General features: G+C 73.1%; 16 protein-coding genes. 7 read left to right on the top strand and 9 right to left on the bottom strand.

Annotated elements, in window-relative coordinates; all coding sequences use genetic code 11:
- The first annotated feature begins 208 nt into the window (after positions 1 to 208).
- The 5 genes from OG956_RS11345 to OG956_RS11325 all read left to right on the top strand — a co-directional run bounded on the left by OG956_RS11345 (position 209) and on the right by OG956_RS11325 (position 6,385).
- Positions 209 to 3,520, top strand: coding sequence for a nitrate- and nitrite sensing domain-containing protein (locus OG956_RS11345; protein ID WP_443065550.1), 3,312 nt, complete (start codon positions 209 to 211; stop codon positions 3,518 to 3,520).
- A complete protein-coding gene (locus OG956_RS11340; protein WP_330337834.1) occupies positions 3,517 to 4,011 on the top strand; it encodes a roadblock/LC7 domain-containing protein in 495 nt (164 codons plus the stop codon). Before OG956_RS11345 ends, OG956_RS11340 begins: the two co-directional genes overlap by 4 nt.
- Positions 4,011 to 4,421 (top strand): DUF742 domain-containing protein, encoded by a 411-nt coding sequence (locus OG956_RS11335; RefSeq protein ID WP_330337833.1) that lies wholly within the window; start codon positions 4,011 to 4,013, stop codon positions 4,419 to 4,421. Before OG956_RS11340 ends, OG956_RS11335 begins: the two co-directional genes overlap by 1 nt.
- Positions 4,402 to 5,061 (top strand): GTP-binding protein, encoded by a 660-nt coding sequence (locus tag OG956_RS11330; protein WP_330337832.1) that lies wholly within the window; start codon positions 4,402 to 4,404, stop codon positions 5,059 to 5,061. Before OG956_RS11335 ends, OG956_RS11330 begins: the two co-directional genes overlap by 20 nt.
- Positions 5,062 to 5,131: 70 nt before the next feature.
- Positions 5,132 to 6,385: a styrene monooxygenase/indole monooxygenase family protein gene (locus tag OG956_RS11325; RefSeq protein WP_330337831.1), complete on the top strand. Its 1,254-nt coding sequence runs from the start codon at positions 5,132 to 5,134 to the stop codon at positions 6,383 to 6,385.
- On the opposite strand, the gene OG956_RS11320 is transcribed toward OG956_RS11325, so the two are convergent.
- From OG956_RS11320 to OG956_RS11305, 4 genes are all read right to left on the bottom strand, one after another.
- Positions 6,358 to 7,410, bottom strand: a complete 1,053-nt coding sequence (locus OG956_RS11320) for a C40 family peptidase (RefSeq protein ID WP_330337830.1) — start codon at positions 7,408 to 7,410, stop codon at positions 6,358 to 6,360. The two genes, OG956_RS11325 and OG956_RS11320, sit on opposite strands and share 28 nt — an antisense overlap.
- Before the next feature lie 123 nt (positions 7,411 to 7,533).
- The gene (locus tag OG956_RS11315) at positions 7,534 to 7,836 is read right to left on the bottom strand and encodes a hypothetical protein (RefSeq protein WP_330337829.1); all 303 of its coding nucleotides are present in this window, start codon (positions 7,834 to 7,836) and stop codon (positions 7,534 to 7,536) included.
- A 4-nt stretch (positions 7,837 to 7,840) separates the two neighbouring features.
- A complete protein-coding gene (locus tag OG956_RS11310; RefSeq protein ID WP_330337828.1) occupies positions 7,841 to 8,497 on the bottom strand; it encodes a TetR/AcrR family transcriptional regulator in 657 nt (218 codons plus the stop codon).
- An 86-nt stretch (positions 8,498 to 8,583) separates the two neighbouring features.
- On the bottom strand, positions 8,584 to 9,522 hold the full coding sequence (locus OG956_RS11305; protein WP_330337827.1) for an AurF N-oxygenase family protein: 939 nt from the start codon (positions 9,520 to 9,522) through the stop codon (positions 8,584 to 8,586).
- A gap of 123 nt (positions 9,523 to 9,645) precedes the next feature.
- Here OG956_RS11305 and OG956_RS11300 point away from each other — a divergent pair, with 123 nt between their 5' ends.
- Both OG956_RS11300 and OG956_RS11295 read left to right on the top strand, forming a co-directional pair.
- On the top strand, positions 9,646 to 10,755 hold the full coding sequence (locus OG956_RS11300) for a ferritin-like domain-containing protein (RefSeq protein ID WP_330337826.1): 1,110 nt from the start codon (positions 9,646 to 9,648) through the stop codon (positions 10,753 to 10,755).
- Between the two features lie 64 nt (positions 10,756 to 10,819).
- Positions 10,820 to 11,728: a hypothetical protein gene (locus tag OG956_RS11295; RefSeq protein WP_330342806.1), complete on the top strand. Its 909-nt coding sequence runs from the start codon at positions 10,820 to 10,822 to the stop codon at positions 11,726 to 11,728.
- A 72-nt stretch (positions 11,729 to 11,800) separates the two neighbouring features.
- Here the strand turns inward: OG956_RS11295 and OG956_RS11290 are convergent, their stop codons facing one another.
- The 5 genes from OG956_RS11290 to OG956_RS11270 form a co-directional block, all read right to left on the bottom strand.
- Positions 11,801 to 13,258 carry a penicillin-binding transpeptidase domain-containing protein gene (locus OG956_RS11290; RefSeq protein WP_330342805.1) on the bottom strand — a complete coding sequence of 486 codons (1,458 nt, stop codon included), beginning with the start codon at positions 13,256 to 13,258 and terminating at the stop codon, positions 11,801 to 11,803.
- 35 nt (positions 13,259 to 13,293) lie between these two features.
- On the bottom strand, positions 13,294 to 14,652 hold the full coding sequence (locus OG956_RS11285; protein WP_330337825.1) for an FtsW/RodA/SpoVE family cell cycle protein: 1,359 nt from the start codon (positions 14,650 to 14,652) through the stop codon (positions 13,294 to 13,296).
- Between the two features lie 123 nt (positions 14,653 to 14,775).
- Complete coding sequence (locus OG956_RS11280; RefSeq protein WP_330337824.1) at positions 14,776 to 16,026, bottom strand: HAMP domain-containing sensor histidine kinase; 1,251 nt, start codon at positions 16,024 to 16,026, stop codon at positions 14,776 to 14,778.
- Positions 16,023 to 16,775, bottom strand: a complete 753-nt coding sequence (locus OG956_RS11275) for a hypothetical protein (RefSeq protein ID WP_330337823.1) — start codon at positions 16,773 to 16,775, stop codon at positions 16,023 to 16,025. The genes OG956_RS11280 and OG956_RS11275 overlap by 4 nt, the downstream gene beginning before the upstream one ends.
- A 257-nt stretch (positions 16,776 to 17,032) precedes the next feature.
- A complete protein-coding gene (locus OG956_RS11270; RefSeq protein ID WP_330337822.1) occupies positions 17,033 to 17,542 on the bottom strand; it encodes a protein-tyrosine phosphatase family protein in 510 nt (169 codons plus the stop codon).
- Between the last annotated feature and the right edge of the window lie 74 nt (positions 17,543 to 17,616).

The raw sequence follows: 17,616 nt of genomic DNA, 5'->3' as shown, positions 1-17,616 counted from the left end.
GCGCTGGGAGGGTCGGGAACCGTACGAACCGGGTGCAGGCACCACTTGGCCGCCGATATGGCCGGGCCCCGACGGGCAGCGGACATGACGGGACACCACCCGGGCCCTTGGGTAGACGAGTTCAGGAATGCGAGCACCGGTGCAGATGAAGCGGCCTCGGCGCACAGGCAGGCAGACGGCCCCCACGGGGACCGCCCAGCAGACTCCCGTGGGCACCGGCCGCCCCACGCATGTGCGTACCCGGCTCATCGTCGCGGTCGCCGTGGTGGCCGCCGCTGTCGCGGGAGCGGGCGCGCCCTCCCTGCTCACCGCCTCCCAGGACGTCGGCGACTCCCAGGACCTGGTGACGCTGGCCTCCCGCACGCAGGACGCCCTCGCCCTGGCGAACTCCCTCGCCGACGAGCGCGACGAGGTCACCTCCTACATCGCGTCCGGGCGTGACAAGTCCAAGGCGCCCGACGAGGACCGCAGCGCCCGCGTCGACCGGCAGGTCGAGGACCTGCGCGCCGAGGACGACACCCCGGCCAGCCTGCGCGGCGACCTCGACGGCATCGCCGCCGTCCGCCGGGCCGCGCTCACCGGCAAGACCACGGCCCTGCAGACCCAGCAGGCCTACTCCGAGACGATCGCCGAACTGCACCGGCTCGCCGAGCAGCTCGCCGACCGGACGCCCCCGCGGGCCGGCTCCGGCGCCCACGCGCTGGCCGAACTGGACACCGCCGTCCAGCAGTCCGCCGCCGCCCGCGGCCTGCTGCTCGCCGCGCTGAACGTGCCGTCCACCACCCGGACGGTGGTCAACCCCGTCACCGGCGTGCCCACCACGACCTCCAGCACCTCCGCGGCCGACCGCAGGCAGCGCGACCAGCTGACCGCCGCCGCCCAGCAGGCCCGGCTGCGCGCGGACGCGGCCCTCGCCGACTTCCGCGCCGACGCGCCCAGGTCGGCCGTCGAGTCGTACGACTCCACCGTCACCGGACCCGAGGTCAACTCGGCCGAGAAGTACCTCGCCACGCTCACCGACCAGCCCACGCTGGCCGACAGCGAGCTGACCACCAGCACCAAGAAGCTGGACGCGGCCCTCGCCGCCCGCGTCGACCTGATGCGCGGTGCGGAATCGGCCCTCTACGACCACCGCACCAAGGAGCTGGCGAAACTCCGCGACGACGATGTCACGGCTCTGGAGATCCGCATCGCCGTCCTCGGCGCGCTGATGCTGGTCGCCGTGGGCCTCGCCACCGCCATGGCCCGCACCCTGACCCGCCCGCTGTCGGTGCTGCGCCGCGGCACGGCCCGGCTCGCCGAGTCCGAGGACCCGACGGCCCAGGAACCCATCGCCTTCACCGGCCGCAACGACGAGTTCGCCCAGGTCGTGCGCTCGGTCAACGCCCTGCACGGGCACGCGGTGGCACTCCGTGAGCGGGCGGCGGCCCTGCAGGATCGCGTGGCGACCCTGGAGACCGACCGCAAGCACCTGGTCGGCCAGCGCCAGCAGATGGCCGACGCCCGCGAGGAACTGCGCGCCGAACTCGCCGAGTCCGCCGCCCGGCTGGAGCGGCTGCGCACCAGCATCGGCGGCACGTTCGTCAACCTGGCTCTGCGCACCCTCGGCCTGGTCGAACGCCAGCTGGGGGTCATCGAGGGCCTGGAGGAGCGGGAGCATGACCCCGACCGCCTCGCCACGCTCTTCAAGCTGGACCACTTCGCCACGGTCATGCGCCGGCACAGCGAGAACCTGCTGGTCCTGGCCGGTGCCGAGCACGTGCAGCAGCATCACGCGCCGGTGCCGCTGGTCGACGTGGTGCGGGCGGGCGTCAGCGAGATCGAGCGCTACGAACGGGTGCGGATCGCGGCGCTGCCCCCGCACGCGCATGTGGCGGGCTTCGCGGCGGACGACCTCTCCCACCTCCTGGCCGAACTCATGGAGAACGCCACCTCGTTCTCCCCGCCGGACCTGCCGGTGGAGATCTCCGGCTGGCTCCTGGAGTCCGGCGAGGTGATGCTCTCGGTGCAGGACGAGGGCATCGGCATGGCGGCCGACCGCCTGGACCGGCTCAACGCCCGGCTGGCCGACTTCGACCCCGAGTCCGGCTACGACGACGACGGCGACGACGGCCTCGGTCTCGGCCTGTACGTCGTCGCCCGCCTCGCGCACCGGCACGGGATCCGGGTGCAGCTGCGCGAGCAGAAGCAGGGCGGTGTCGCGGCGGTGGTGGTCCTCCCGGCTTCCCTCGTCTCCGACCCGCCGTCCACCGCGCTGCCCCCGCACACCGCGTCCCCCGGTGCCACCGGCACCTTCTCCCTGCCGGGCGCCGACGCCGAGGTCAACTCCAACGTCCTGCACGCCCGCACCAAGCACCAGGACCCCCTGGTCACCCTGGCGGAGGAGGCAGTCCGCCAGGCCTCCGCCGACGCGCCCTCCCGCCCCGAGGAACCGACGGCGACCGCGGGCGGCGCGCCACAGGAACCCACACCGGCCGCCACCGACCGGGCCGACGGGCACACGCCCGGCTCCGCCGACATGGACGACCGGCGGCCCGCGAGTGCCTTCGGCGATGCGGGGGAGGGGCCCGCGAGTGCCTTCGGTGATGCGGCGAAGGGGTCTGTGCTGGACTCCGACGACCGGGCAGGCGGCGACGCAGCCGCGTCCGGCGATGGGAGCGTGCGGCCCGGGGATGCCTTCGGCGATGCCGCCGAGGGAGCCGCGGGGGCCTTCGGCGACCGGGCAGGGGGGACGACCGCCTCCGGCAGCCCGGCGGCCGAGCGGTCGGCCCTCGCCTTCGGGGAGCCGGCCGGTGAGCCCGCGACCGCCTCCGGCGATGCGGCCGACGGGGCCCAGGGCGTCTCCCGCGGCCCGGCCGGCGAGACCGGTGCCGGCCGGGGGCACGACGACGCGTCCCGGTACGCCTTCGGCGGGCAGGCCGGGGAGCGGGCGGTGCCGGACGCCTCCGGGACCCCGGCGGACCAGGGTGCCGGTGCCGCCTCCGTCGGGCCGGACGGTGACGCAGCGCGGGGCGCCTTCGGCGGGCCGGCGGAGCGTACGGCGGACGATGCCGGTGAGCGTGCCGTCCACGAACAGGCGGGGGCCGGGGGCCGGGACACGGAGACGCGGCCGAAGGCGCCGGTGGAGACCTTTGCCGAGACGACGATGGAGCTGCTGCTCCCGGACCTGACGCGGGAACCGACCGACCCGCAGGGTGACGGCGGTGGGGGTGCCCCGCAGGAGCTGCCCGCTGCCGACGACGACGGCCGCAGCCACGCCCGCGCCGAAGGTGAGGCCGAGGCGGACGCCGAGGAGGAGGAGCAGGTCACCGCCAAGGGCCTCCCCAAGCGCACACCCAAGATCACCGTACCGACCCAGGCCCCGCGCCAGCGGCCCCGCTCTGTGGACGCCGAAGCCCTTCGCCGCAGGCTCGGCGGCTTCCGCCAGGGCGCCCAGGCCGGCTACCGCGACGTAGAGGCAGAGATCGCGGCACGTACCGAAAACGTCACGGGGGGCACAGCCGAGGAGGCAAGCAGTTGACCGCGCCGAGTACTTACGGACTGAGCAGCGAAGCCCGCAACCTGCACTGGCTGCTGACCAACCTGGTCGAGGAAGTCCCCGGCATCCAGTCCGTCGCCGTGGTCTCCTCGGACGGACTGCTGCTGCTGTCGTCCGACCCGGCCCACACCGAGCAGTCCCGTCAGAACCGCCCCGCGAAAGGTCCTCGCGGCTCCGCCGCCGACCTGGCCACCATCGTCTCCGGCATCGGCAGCCTCACCGTCGGCGCCGCGAAGCTGATGGACTTCGGCGGCGTCAAGCACACGATGATCGCGATGGAGGAGGGCAGCCTGTTCGTGATGTCGATCAGCGACGGCTCGCTGCTCGGCGTGCACGGCAGCGCCGAGTGCGACATGAGCGTGGTGGCGTACCACATGGCGTTGTTCGTCGGTCGCGCCGGACACGTCCTCACCCCGGAACTCCGCAGCGAGCTGCGGAAGTCCATGGAGGCCGAGTCGGCGGGGAGCGCCTGATGAGCGGCACATCGAAGAAACTCCCCGTGCGCGGCGGCGAGCGCAAACCCGCCCGCGTCCGCCCCTACTCGCTCACCGGCGGCCGGACCCGTTTCGGCCACGTCCTCCTCGTGGAGACCTTCGTCGCCGCGCTGGAGGCCCCGGAGGAGCGCAAGGAACTGACAAGTGCGCCGCTCTCCGCCGGTGTCATGCCGGAGATGCGGGCCATCGTCGAACTGTGCCGCCGTATGCGCACGGTGGCCGAGATCGCCGCGCTGCTGAAGATGCCGCTCGGCGTGGTCCGCGTGCTCCTGAGCGACCTCGCGGACCAGGGAAAGATCCGTGTGTACGGCACCGGAACCGGTCACGGCACCGGCCGCCCGGACCGCGCTCTGCTGGAAAGGGTGCTGCATGGACTCCGTCGTCTCTGACGCCGCCGCCTCCGCCGTCGGGGGCGCCCCCCTCGTCGCCGGGTTCACCGAGCCCGACGACGACCTGAAGTCCTGGCAGACGGACCGTACCCGGGCCCCCATCGCCACGAAGATCGTGGTGGCGGGGGGCTTCGGCGTCGGCAAGACCACGCTGGTCACCTCCGTCTCGGAGATCACGCCGCTGCAGACCGAGGCGCTGATGACCGAGGCGAGCGAGGAGACCGACGACCTCACCGCCACGCCGGGCAAGCTCACCACCACCGTGGCCATGGACTTCGGCCGTATCACGCTCGACGACGACCTGGTGCTCTACCTGTTCGGCACGCCGGGCCAGCAGCGGTTCTGGTTCATGTGGGACGACCTGGTGCGCGGCGCGATCGGCGCGGTCGTCATGGCCGACACCCGCCGGCTGAAGGACTGCTTCCCGGCCCTGGACTACTTCGAGAGCTGCGGGCTGCCGTACGTCGTCGCGGTCAACCACTTCGACGGCAGCGAGCTGTTCGAGCCGGAGGACGTACGGGAGGCGCTGACGATACCCGCGCACATCCCTGTCATGATCATGGACGCGCGGCGCAGGATCTCGGTCATCGAGACACTGCTGGCCCTGGTCGGTCACGCGCTGGACGAAACCCCCGAGTAGTCCGGCGGGCGGCCGCCGCGCGGTCCCCAGTGCAGTCCCCGAGCAGTTCCCGTAAGGAGTCCCCACCCGCATGCGGAAGATACTCGTCGTCGGAGCCGGCCAGTCCGGCCTCCAGCTCGCCCTCGGCCTGCAGTCGCACGGCTACGAGGTCACCCTGATGTCGAACCGGACCGCGGACGAGATCCGCAGCGGCCGGGTCATGTCGACGCAGTGCATGTTCCACACGGCACTGCAGCACGAGCGCGATCTGAAGCTGAACTTCTGGGAGTCCCAGGCCCCGAAGATCGAAGGACTCGGCGTCTCGGTCGCGGCCCCCGGCTCGCACGACCCGGGCCCGACCCAGCGGGCGATCGACTGGGTCGGCAAGCTGGACGGGTACGCGCAGTCGGTCGACCAGCGCGTGAAGATGGCCGGCTGGATGGAGACCTTCGCCCAGCGCGGCGGCCAGCTGGTCATCCACGGCGCGGCGGTCGGCGACCTCGACTACTTCTCCCGTACGTACGACCTCGTCCTGGTCGCCGCCGGCAAGGGCGAGCTGGTCCAGATGTTCGGCCGCGACGCCTCCCGCTCGCCGTACAGCGAGCCGCAGCGGGCGCTGGCGGTGTCGTACGTCCACGGGCTCGGCCCGCGCCCGGAGCACCCGGACTTCCTCGCCGTCCGCTGCAACCTGGTCCCCGGCGTCGGCGAGCTGTTCGTCATGCCGACGCTCACCACCTCCGGCCCGGCCGACATCCTGTTCTGGGAGGGCATACCCGGCGGCCCGCTCGACGTCTTCAACGGCGTCAAGGACCCGGCGGAGCACCTCTCCCTGACCCTGGAACTCATGGAGAAGTTCACGCCCTGGGAGTACGCGCGGGCCACCAAGGTGGAACTGACGGACGCCGGCGGCACGCTGGCCGGCCGCTACGCCCCGACCGTCCGCAACCCCATCGGCCGCCTGCCCGGCGGCGGCCTGGTCCTGGGCGTCGCGGACGTCGTCGTGGCCAACGACCCGATCACCGGCCAGGGCTCCAACTCGGCCTCCAAGTGCGCGGCCGCGTACCTGGCGTCCATCCTCGAGCACGGTGACAAGCCGTTCGACGAGGAGTGGATGCAGGCCACCTTCGACCGCTACTGGAAGACGGCCCAGCACGTCACCAAGTGGACGAACGCGATGCTGGCCCCGCCGCCGGAGCACGTCCTGAACCTCATCGGCGCGGCCGGACAGCTGCAGCCGGTCGCGGACCGCATCGCCAACGCCTTCAACGACCCGGCCGACTTCGAGGACTTCTTCTACGAGCCGGAGAAGGCCGAGGCCTACCTGGCGTCGGTGACGGGAGCCTGACCGTCCGGGCGTACGGCGCCGAGCACCGGATACGACGCCAGGGGTGAGACCTGGATCGTCGCTCCGGGTCTCGGCGCCTGTACGACCTTCCCGTTCCCGACGTACATCGCCACGTGCGTCGCGTCCGGGAAGTACACCACCAGGTCGCCGGGGCGCAGCCCGGCGAGCGGGACGCGCCGCAGCCGGTGCCACTGCTCCTGGCTGGTGCGGGGAATCGGCCGGCCCGCGTGCCGCCAGGCCTGCGCGGTGAGGCCCGAGCAGTCGTAGGAGCGGGGACCCTGGGCGCCCCACGCGTACGGCTTGCCGATCTGGTCCAGGGCGTAGCGGACCGCGCGGGCGCCATCGGGGGAGGCGGGCCGGCTCGCGGGCAGGGAGCCCGCGGTGGTGAGCTTGTGCTGGGCCTCGGTGACGTCCCGCTGTTCGAGCGCGGCGACCGCGGCCAGCTGGGCCGGGGTGAGACCGGCCAGCAGACGTTCCACCGCGGCCAGCTTGGACCGCACCGCGTCCTGCTGCTTCTTCTGCTGCTCGGCGAGGGTGAGCTGGGCGTCCAGGGCCCTGCGGGCGGCACGGGCCACGGCGTCCCTGGCCCGCTCCGTGGCGCTCAGCCGGTTCACGGTGCGGGTCTGCGCCCGCGCCAGCTCGCCGACGACATGGCCCTCGTCCAGCGCGGTCTGCGGATCGCGCGCGAGGAGCACGCGGACGTACGGGCCGAGGCCGTCGGCGCTCTGGTACTGCCGGCGGGCCAGCCGGCCGGCGTCGGACCGGCTGCCCAGCAGGGCGAGGCGGGCGCGGGCCAGTTCGCCGTCGAGACGGGACACCACCGCGCGCTGGCGGGCCAGCTTCACCGCGGTGGCGTTGTAGGTCTCGGTGGCCTGCTCGGCCTGCCGGTACAGGGTCTGAAGGTCCGTCAGCAGCTGGGAGACGGACCGCTGGGGCTGCGGCGCGGCCGCGGCCGGTGCGGGCACGAGGACGGCCTGGGTTGCCACCGTGGCCGTACAGGCCAGGCGCAGAAACGTTCCTGACACGTCATCACCTCGGGTGCGGGGGAGAATCCCGGCGGGCGGGCTGGTCGCCTCCTATCGCACCGCGATAATCAGATGTATGCGTGCGGGGCGCGCGCCCGGTGTGCGCGGTTCGGCGTACGCCTGTCACCCGTCGGTGTCATCCGCCCGGCCCGGCGGCGTGGCGCCCGGCCTCGACCAGGGCCACCGCGGCTTTCCGCCGGAGGCGTCCTCCGGGTCGTACTGGTACTTCCACCCCTGCACCAGCCCCAGCCTCCTGCTGTGCCCGCGCGGCACCCGGCGGTAGACGAGCACCGTGGGCTCTTCGCCCTCCGGGTCCGGGACGGGGATGCGGTACGTCTTCGGGGGGTGCCCGGTGGGGCCGACCAGCACCGGCAGCACGCGCCCGTCCATGGGGCCGCCCTCGAAGGGGGTGTCCTGACTCTTCACCCCTTCAGTTTCCGCCATCCGCGGCCAGCTCGCCGACGACGGCGGCCGTCTGCGGGTCCCGGGCGGCGGTGACCGTGAGGATGGCCACGAACTGCTCCACCAGCCAGTCACGCAGCTCCGTCATCGGGGGCTGCTTGCCCTCGTCCAGCCAGATCAGGGAGGCCGCCTCCACGGCCGTGATCCAGGTCCGCACGCTCATGCGCAGCCGCGGGCCGGGCTCGGCGACACCGAGGTGGCGGTAGATGTGCTCGGCGGCGGCCCGGCGCACCCCGTCGACGATGGCCGTGGTCCGCGAGGTCTCCACCACGCTGCCGCCCTGGAGCAGCGCGCTGAAGCCGGTGTCGTGCTCGTCGACGAAGCTCAGGTACCGGTCCAGGGCCCGCGACAGCCGGGGCAGCGGCGGGCCCTCGCGGGGCTCGTCGAAGCACAGCTGCAGCTCCTCGGCGGCCGACCGCAGCGCGGCCTCGTACAGCTGCTGCTTGCCGCCCGGGAAGTACCGGTACACCAAGGGCCGTGACACTCCGGCCGCCTCGGCCACGTCGTCCAGCGACACGTCCTCCGGGGCGCGGTGGGCGAACAGGCCCAGGGCGGCGGCGAGGAGCTGGCTCCGCCGCTCCTCGACGCTGAGGCGGCGGTAGGCGGGGGTGGCGGCGGGGGTCATGGCCGTCAGCCTAATCGCCGCGGGGGTGTCATCGGCTTCGCGGCACCTCACGGCGAGTAGCGCACGGCCCCTTGTCCGGCCCGGCCCTACGCCAGCAGCCCGGACGACTTCCACAGCCGCCGGCCGACTCCCCGCAGCACCCCGATGTCGTCCAGGAAGTCGGTCAGCCGCTTGGCGCCGGTCTGCATGACCTCGCGGCGGTGCCCGCTCGCCTTCACCTGGGCCATGGCCTCCCGCTTGTCCAGGCCGACGTTGGTGTAGACCTCGGGGTTCACGAACGCGACCGAGAAGACGCGGGCGAACTCGCCGGAGGTGATCCGGGTGAACTCCTGGGACCACTTCGGCGCCGTCACCATCTGGCGCCGCAGCTCCTCACGGGCGTACCGGACGTGCCGCGCCTCCTCGACCACGTGGATGCGCGTCACGCCCCGGATCAGCGGCTGGATCCGCTCGTCCGGGAAGGTCAGCCGCTGCATCCAGTCCAGCACCTCCTCACCCAGCAGCGTGGCGGTGAAGGAACCGGGCGTGGTGGAGATGGTCTTGAACAGGCGGCCCAGGTTCTGGTGGACCCTGCTCACCGGGTACCAGGGCGTGCCGCCGTGCGAGATCAGCCGGGCGAACATCTTCGAGTGCCGGCACTCGTCCTCGATCTCGGTGAGGGCGTAGCGGACGTGCGCGCTCGTCGCGGCCTTGTCGTAGATGTGCCGGACGAGCAGCTGCATCAGGATGATCTCGAACCAGATGCCGAGCGAGGCCAGCGCCGCCGCCTCGTGCTGGGAGAGCAGGATCCGCTGCTCCTCGCTCATCCGCTTCCACATCGGCGTGCCGTACAGCGACACCAGCTCCGGCGGCCAGAACCACTTGCCCTCCTCGAAGGGTGCGTCCCAGTCCAGCTCCCTGTCCGGGTCGAAGGAGTGCTTGGCGGAGGAGGCCAGCAGCCGTTCGGCCACCTGCTCCCGGTCCTTGAGCAGGCCGAGCGCATCGCGCAGGCCGTCCAGCGCGTCCGCTTCCGTCAGGGTCGTCATGGCTCCGTCACCTCGTTACCCGGGGGTAGTGTTCCTCCCCCTTATGAGACTGCCTGTCAGCAAGGGCGTCAATCCCTTGCGCATGACTTGTTGACTTCCCGTCTACGTGTGAGCCTGCGGGGTATGCCGACCCATGACCTGTACGCCAACGCCCCCTCAGACTCCCCCTGGCAGGTGCCCGCGAGCGGCGCGGCCCGGTTCAGCTGGGAGTACGACGACGGCCGCGAACGCCTGCTCGCCCTGTACCAGAAGGGCAAGGACAAGCAGTGGGACGGGCAGCAGCGCATCGACTGGGACCTGGAGGTCGACCCGTACGACGCGCTCGGCACGCCCGACGAGGCGATGAGCCTGTACGGCACCCCGTACTGGGACAAGCTGACCGAGAAGGACAAGGGCGAGCTGCGCCGGCACTACGCCTCCTGGCAGTTCAGCCAGTTCCTGCACGGCGAGCAGGGCGCGATGATCTGCGCCGCCCGGATCGTGGAGTCGGTGCCCGACCTGGACGCCAAGTTCTACTCCGCGACCCAGACCATGGACGAGGCCCGGCACGCCGAGATCTACGGCCGCTTCCTGCACGAGAAGATCGGGCTCGTCTACCCGATCAACGACAACCTGCAGTCCCTGCTCGGCGACACGCTCCGCGACAGCCGCTGGGACATGCCCTACCTCGGCATGCAGGTCCTCATCGAGGGGCTGGCGCTGGCCGCCTTCGGGATGATCCGGGACACCACGAACAAGCCGCTGCCCAAGCAGATCCTCACCTACGTCATGCAGGACGAGGCGCGGCACGTGGCCTTCGGCCGGCTGGCCCTCAGGGACTACTACAAGCAGCTCACCGACGCCGAACTGCGCGAGCGCGAGGAGTTCGTCATCGAGGGCTGCCATCTGATGCGCGACCGGCTGCGGGGCGTGGAGGTCCTGGAGAACTTCGGCATCCCCAAGGCCGAGGCGGAGGCCCTCAGCGAGCGCTCCGAGTTCCTCCAGCTGTTCCGCAAGCTGCTGTTCAGCCGGATCGTGCCCTGCGTGAAGGACATCGGCCTGTGGGGCAAGCGGCTGCAGCAGGCCTATGTCGACATGGGCGTCCTCGAACTCGGCGACTCCGACCTCGACCTGCTCATGGCCCAGGACGAGGAACTGGCCGACCAGCTGGACGCCCAGCGCTTCGCCGCCGAGGAGCGGGAACGCGTGGCGGAGGTCCAGGAGGCCATCGAGGCGGGGGCGGCGGACAGCTGAGGCGGCGGATGCCGAGGCGGGCGTCGGGGTGTTCACCCGGGTGCAGTAGCGTTCCGACGTGTCCATGCCTCCGCCACCGCAGCAGCCGTACCCCAACGGCCCCCAGCAGCCGAACCCGTACGGCCCGCCCCCGCAGGCCGCCCCAGGGCCGTACGGCGCGCCCCCGCAGGCTCCCTACGGTCAGCAGGTGCCGCCGGCCGCCCCCGGCGCCTACGGCCAACAGCCCCCGCAGGCCGCCCCCGGCCCCTACGGCTCGCCGTACCCGCCGCAGCAGCCCTACCCGCCCCAGCCGTACGGCCAGCAGCCGTACGGCGGCTGGGGTGCCCCGCCCATGGCCCCGCTGCCGAAGAAGCGGCGGGTCGGGCTGGTCCTCGGGATCTCGGGCGGCGCCGTCGCGGCGATCGTCGTGGCGCTCGCGCTGATCGGGATGGCGGCCGAGAGCGGCTTCCCGGAGGCGAAGAACAAGCTGACGCTGCCCAGGACCCTCCTCGACGACAAGTACCGGCTCGCCCAGGACATGTCCGACACCGAGGGCAAGAAGGTCGAGAAGGAGGCCGACGGCGCCTGGGACGCCAAGGACATCCACGCCGTCACCGCCCGCTACAGCCCCGGCGGCGACAGCAGCAAGGGCATGCTGCTGGTCTCGGGCATGTACGGCCGGTTCAAGAACAAGGACGCGGTGCGGCGCAGCATGCTCAAGGGCGCCGCCGAGGCGGAGAGCGTGACCGTGGACCAGGCGCCGCAGGACGTCACCCCGTCCGGTTCCGACGTCACGATCAGCTGCGAGGTGCTGACCCAGAAGGCGGCCCTGGTGACGATCACCTACCCGGTGTGCGCCTGGGCGGACGGCAACACGGCGGCCGTCATCGGCGAGGCCGCCCTGCCGGCGCCCGACCCGTCCGACGTCGACCTCGACGCGGCCGCCCGGCACACCCTCAAGGTCCGCTCGGAGATGCTCCAGCCGGCCGGCTGACCGCACGGCTCCCCCCGAGGCCCGCCCTCCGGGCGGACGGCGAGAGTTCGACGACAGGACCTGGGCCGGTGCTCACCGGCCCAGGACCGCCCGCATCACGTCCCGCGCGATCGGCGCCGCGTCGCCGCCGCCGCTGATCTCGCCCCGGTTCGCCGACGCGTCCTCCACCACCACCGCGACCGCCACCTGCGGCTCCAGACTGTCGTCGGCCTGCGCCCAGGACACGAACCAGGCGTACGGCACACCGGAGTTGCCGACCCCGTGCTGCGCGGTGCCGGTCTTGCCGCCGACCAGGGCGCCGCGGATGGCCGCCCGGGTGCCGGTGCCCTCCCGGACCACGTCGGCCATCAGCTCCCTCAGACGCTCGGCCGTCGAGGGGTTCATCACCTGCCGCACCGGATGCGGCCCGCTCCCGGCGACCGTCTCGCCGTTCCTCCGGGTCGTCCGCTCCACCAGGTACGGCGTCCGCAGCTGCCCCCGGTCGGCGACGGCCGCCGCCACCATCGCCATCTGCAGGGGCGTGGCCCGCGTGTTGTACTGCCCGATCGACGACAGCGCCAGCTGCGCCTGGTCGACGCGCGGGTCGAAGGTGCTCCGCGCCACCCAGAAGGGGATGCGCAGCCGGGTGTCGTTGAACCCGAACGCCTCCGCCGTGGCCACCATGTCCTTCACCCCGACGTCCACGCCGAGCTTGGCGAACACCGTGTTGCAGGACCACTCGAAGGCCGACCGCAGCGAGGCGTCCCCGCAGCCGTCGGCCTCGTTGGTCAGCCGGGTCCTGGTGCCCGGCAGCCGGTAGGGGTCGGGAGAGCCGGTGCGCGCGTCCACATCGGTGACCACGCCCGCGTCCAGCGCCGCCGCCGCGGTGACCACCTTGAACGTGGAACCCGGCGGATAGGTCTGCCGCACCGCCCGGTTGAGCATCGGCTTCTCCGGGTCGTGGTTGAGCCGCGCCCACGCCGACGCCACCGCCTCGCCGTTGCCGGACAGCTCCCCGGGGTCGTACGACGGACTCGACACCAGCACCAGCACGCGGCCCGTCGTCGGCTCGATCGCGGCCACCGCGCCCTTGCGCCCGGCGAGTCCCCGGTACGCCGCCTCCTGCGCGGCCCGGTTCAGCGTGGTGACGACGTTCCCGGCCGGGCTCGCGCTGCGGGTCACGTCCTGCCACAGCGGCAGCGGCGACAGCATCGGGTCCCTGCCGGAGAGCACCCCGTCCCCGGAGTGCTCCAGGAACGTCGTGCCGTACGACTGCGAGGAGAAGCCGGTGACCGGCGCGTACAACGGGCCGTTCTTGTAGGTGCGTTCGTAGCGCAGCTGCTCTCCGGTGTCCACGGAGCCGGTGACCGGCTCGCCGCCGACGAGGATGTCGCCGCGCGGCCGGCCGTAACGGGCGATCTCGGCGCGCCGGTTGTACGGGTTGCCGTCGTACACCCCCGACTGCACCACCTGCACCCGGGCCGCGTTGGCCAGCAGCGCCGCCAGCAGGAGTGTGCAGAACGCGCAGGCGTGCCGGATGTACCGGCCCATCGGCCGCTCGCCCTCGTGGAAGCCGCCGTACCCGGTCACCGCGCCTCCCGCCCGTCGTACTGGTGGCGCGCCGAGTCGCTCACCCGGATCAGCAGCGCCACCATCACCCAGTTGGTGACCACCGAGGAGCCGCCCTGAGCGAGGAACGGCATCGCCATCCCGGTCAGCGGGATCAGCCCGGTGACCCCGCCCGCGATCACGAACACCTGCAGCGCCAGGATCGAGGCCAGCCCGACCGCGAGCAGCCGGCCGAAGGGCTCGCGCAGGGCGAGGCCGGCCCGGTAGCCGCGCTCCACCAGCAGCGCGTACAGCAGGATGACCGCCGCGAGCCCCGCGAGCCCCAGCTCCTCGCCCGCCGTGGCCAGGATGAAGTCCGACTTGGCGGCGAAGCCGATCAGGACGGAGTGGCCGAGCCCGAGCCCGCTGCCGAGGACCCCGCCCGCCGCGAAGGCGAACAGCGACTGCGAGAGCTGGTTCGGGCCCTGTCCGGCCTCGATGGTGGCGAAGGGGTGCAGCCAGTCCGTGATCCGCTGGTGCACATGCGGTTCGGTCCGTCCCACGGCCGCCGCGCCGACGACCGCGAGCAGCAGCCCGACCGCGATCCAGCCGGTCCGGCCGGTGGCGACGTACAGCAGCACCACGAACAGCGCGAAGAACAGCAGCGAGGTGCCCAGGTCCCGCTCCAGGACCAGCACGCCGACGCTCAGCAGCCAGATCGTCACGATCGGCCCGAGCACCCGCCCGGTGGGGAACTGCAGCAGCCACAGCCGCCGGCCCGTGTAGGCGAGCGCGTTGCGGTTGGCGGCCAGGTAGGCGGCGAAGAACACCGCGAGCAGCACCTTCGCGAACTCGCCCGGCTGGATGGAGAACCCGGCGAACCGGATCCAGATCCGGGCGCCGTTGACCGGGGGGAACAGGATCGGCAGCGCCAGCAGCCCGAGCGCGACGGCGACGCCGACGTACGCGTACCGCTGGAGCACCCGGTGGTCGCGCAGCACCAGTACCACGCCGATGAACAGCCCCACCCCGAGCGTGGACCACACGAGCTGGGCCGGGGCGGTCTCGTGGCCCGGTGTCTCCAGGTCCAGCCGGTAGATCAGGACCAGCCCCAGCCCGTTGAGCAGCACGCCGATCGGCAGGAAGAGCGGATCGGCGTACGGCGCCCGGATCCGCACCGCCGCGTGCGCGCACAGCGCGAGCACCCCGAGCCCGGCGCCGTAGCCGACCGCGCCGGGCGGGACGGTGCCGGCCCGGGCCAGCCCCACCGCGCAGTAGCCGTACACGGACAGCAGGACGGCCAGCACGATCAGGGCGAGCTCGATGCCACGGCGCCGGCGCAGGCGTACGACGGGCGGGGAGGCCTGCGCCGCCAGGGTGGTTCCGGCCTTGGTCATGCCGCGAACCTACCCAAGGGGGATTTTTTTCTCTGTTTGGGCGCGCCCCGAAGGGGCGCGGGGAACGGCGCGGGAAACCACAACGGACCCGCACCCGGCGACCCACCGGTGGACCCGAGGCCCCTACCGCCCGCCCCCGTCCGGCAGGACCAGCGTGGCGACCGCCCCGCCGTCCACGGCGTTCGCGAAGGACAGCCGCGCGCCCAGCACCTCCGCCTGCCCCACGGCGATGGTCAGCCCCAGCCCGTGCCCGGTGGCCCCGCCCTCCGTACGGAACCGCTGCGGCCCGTGGGCCACCAGGTACTCCGGGTATCCGGCCCCGTGGTCCCGGACGGTCACCACGGCCCCGTTCACCGTCACCACCACCGGCGGCGCCCCGTGCTTGTGCGCGTTGGCGACGAGGTTCCCCAGCACCCGCTCCAGGCGCCGCCGGTCGGTCTCCACCCGCGCGTCGGTGAGGACCCGCACCTCGGTGTCGGTGCCCGAGGCCCGTACCACCCGCCGGGCCAGCGCGCCCAGCTCCTCGGTGTCCACGGCCGGCTTCTCCCGCCCGGTGTCCAGCCGGGAGATCTCGAGCAGGTCCTCGGTGAGGGTGCGCAGCGCCGCCACCCGGTCGCGCACCAGCTCCGTCGGCCGGCCCGGCGGCAGCAGCTCGGCCGCCGCGTGCAGCCCGGTCAGCGGGGTGCGCAGTTCGTGCGCCACGTCCGCGGTGAACCGCTGCTCGCTCAGCAGCTTGCTCTGCAGCGTGGCGGCCATGGTGTCCAGGGCCGCCGCCACCGCGGCCACCTCGTCCTGCGGGCGGGACGGGTCCTTGGTGCGCGGGTCGTGCACGCGCGCGTCCAGGTCGCCCGCGCTGATCCGCCGGGCGACCTGCGCGGTGTCGTGCAGCCGCCGCGTCACCCGGGTCACCGCGAACACGCCGACCAGCACCGTCGCCCCGATCGCCAGCCCCGACGACCACAGGATCGAGTTGTCCAGGCCGGCGATGGTGCGGGACTGCTGCGAGTAGTCGACGGCCACGGCGAGCGCCCGGTGCCCGGCCACCGGGCCCGCCGCCCACATGGTGGGCCGTCCGCCGTGCGAGGAGACCATGGTGCCGCGCCGGCCGGCCGCCGCGAGCCGCCGCAGCCGCGCGGGCAGGCCCTCTGGGTCCACGCCGGCGTTCACTGGCAGCGTGTCCCCGGCCTCGTACGCCGCGGTGGCGTCCGCGAGGCGGGACAGCGCCCGGCTCCGGGCCTGGCCGACGGTCTGGTCGGTCACCGAGACGTGCACCAGGACGCCGAGCAGCGCGGCCAGCGCACAGCACATCACCGTGATGAAGGCGGCGGCCTTCACGGCGAGCGCCCCGGCCCAGCGGGGGAGCGCGAGCCTCATGGCGCGCTCGCGGAGAGGGAGGGGGAGCCGGACGGGGACGGGGACGGGGACGGCGAGGGCTTCTTGGCATGCCGGCCGCCACCGGTGTGCAGGTACTCGTCGCGGGAGAAGACCATCGCGCGCTGCCCCGGGTCCCACACCCAGGTCGTGCGGTACTCGTAGCCGGAGATGTCGGCGGGCGAGCGCTCGATCAGCGTCCGGCCGGCCAGCTCCACGCCGATGATCGCGTCGTTGTCGGACAGCACCTGCACCAGCCGGTGCTTCTCGACCGTGTAGACCCGTACGGCCGTCTGGTTGGTCGGGTAGAGCCGGAAACCCAGCGTCATGTCGTCCCGGCCGTCGCCCGTGAGGTCCCGGTAGTACGGCGGCAGCAGCGGGCAGCGTGCCCGGTCGCCGCCGGGCCGGCAGTCCCCGAGCCGGTCCACGGTCGCGTGGTACGGCCCCTTCGGCCCGTAGTCGTCCGCATGGGCCCTGACCTCCGCCTCCACCACGTCCACCGGGTCGACCCTGCGGATGTCGTCACCGGGGACCGCGACGCCCTTGACGACCTCCCGGGTCGCCACGTCGTAGGGGTAGGCGGGGCTGGACGCCGGGCGCAGGTCGGGCCAGAGCCTGGCGGGGCTGACCGCGGGCGGCGTCGCCCCCGCGCTCCGCAGCCCTCCGGCGTCCCCGCAGGCCGTCGCGGTCGCCGCGAGCAGCACGACGGCGGCCGCGGTGAGGGCGGTGCGCGCGGGACGGCGGGCTGGCACGGTGCTCCTGGGGGTCGGTCCGGTCGGGACGTTCGAGGCCGGTGGGGACGGTCGGGCTGGTGGGGACGGTCGGGGCCGGTACACCTTACGCGTAGACGGGTAAATTCCCATGTACGTACTTTTTGCACCCGTGCGGGTGACGTGACGCCTGTGGGGCTGACGCTTGTGGGGCTGACGCCTGTGTGGCCGTCGCGGCCGTCGGGGTGACCCCTGCGCCCCCGCCTCCGGCCGGCGCCGGCATGAGGCCGGAGGAGAGGCTACTCGGCCAGTTCCTCCAGCAGCCGTACGGTCGACAGGCCCGCGCGCAGGTACTCCACGAACAGATCGTTGTGCAGCGCCCACGCCGAGCGCCGGGACCGGATCAGCTGGATCACCTCGTCCGGCGAGCCCCGCCCGCGCTGCAGCAGGGCGTGCGCGACGACGAGACCCGAACGGTTGTACCCGTGATAGCAGCGCACGAGCACCCGGCGGCCGGCGTCCAGGGCCTCGTTCGCCGCGCGCGCCAGCCGGATCACCCCGGCCAGCTGGGTCCCGTCCAGCGGACCGTCCGGGATCGGCCACACATGGTGCTCGACGCCCGGATCGGGGCCGTACCCCGGCAGCCGCAGCAGCGTCTGCACCACATCGAACTCGTCATGGACGACGGCGAGCTCCGGCCGTCCCGAGCGGCCCCGGAACTCGTGCCCGCCCATCCACAGGCCGGGCACGATCTCGTTCCACGGGCTCTCCGGAGCCGGTACGTCGGGCTGCTTTCCGCGGATCCGCAACGGCGCCTCCCCAACTCCCCCTCGCGGGGCCGCCCTCCACGGTAACCGGTCTTGCCCCGGGAGCACCCCGCCTG

The sequence above is a fragment of the Streptomyces sp. NBC_00557 genome, assembly GCF_036345995.1.
GTDB lineage: Bacteria > Actinomycetota > Actinomycetes > Streptomycetales > Streptomycetaceae > Streptomyces.
This window is presented reverse-complemented; position numbering and strand designations above follow the sequence as displayed.

Coding starts and splice junctions, on each gene's coding strand:
- OG956_RS11335 (WP_330337833.1), top strand. CDS start 4,011: ATGAGCGGCACATCGAAGAAACTCCCCGTGCGCGGCGGCGAGCGCAAA.
- OG956_RS11330 (WP_330337832.1), top strand. CDS start 4,402: ATGGACTCCGTCGTCTCTGACGCCGCCGCCTCCGCCGTCGGGGGCGCC.
- OG956_RS11325 (WP_330337831.1), top strand. CDS start 5,132: ATGCGGAAGATACTCGTCGTCGGAGCCGGCCAGTCCGGCCTCCAGCTC.
- OG956_RS11310 (WP_330337828.1), bottom strand. CDS start 8,497: ATGACCCCCGCCGCCACCCCCGCCTACCGCCGCCTCAGCGTCGAGGAG.
- OG956_RS11305 (WP_330337827.1), bottom strand. CDS start 9,522: ATGACGACCCTGACGGAAGCGGACGCGCTGGACGGCCTGCGCGATGCG.
- OG956_RS11300 (WP_330337826.1), top strand. CDS start 9,646: ATGCCGACCCATGACCTGTACGCCAACGCCCCCTCAGACTCCCCCTGG.
- OG956_RS11295 (WP_330342806.1), top strand. CDS start 10,820: ATGCCTCCGCCACCGCAGCAGCCGTACCCCAACGGCCCCCAGCAGCCG.
- OG956_RS11290 (WP_330342805.1), bottom strand. CDS start 13,258: ATGGGCCGGTACATCCGGCACGCCTGCGCGTTCTGCACACTCCTGCTG.
- OG956_RS11285 (WP_330337825.1), bottom strand. CDS start 14,652: ATGACCAAGGCCGGAACCACCCTGGCGGCGCAGGCCTCCCCGCCCGTC.
- OG956_RS11280 (WP_330337824.1), bottom strand. CDS start 16,026: ATGAGGCTCGCGCTCCCCCGCTGGGCCGGGGCGCTCGCCGTGAAGGCC.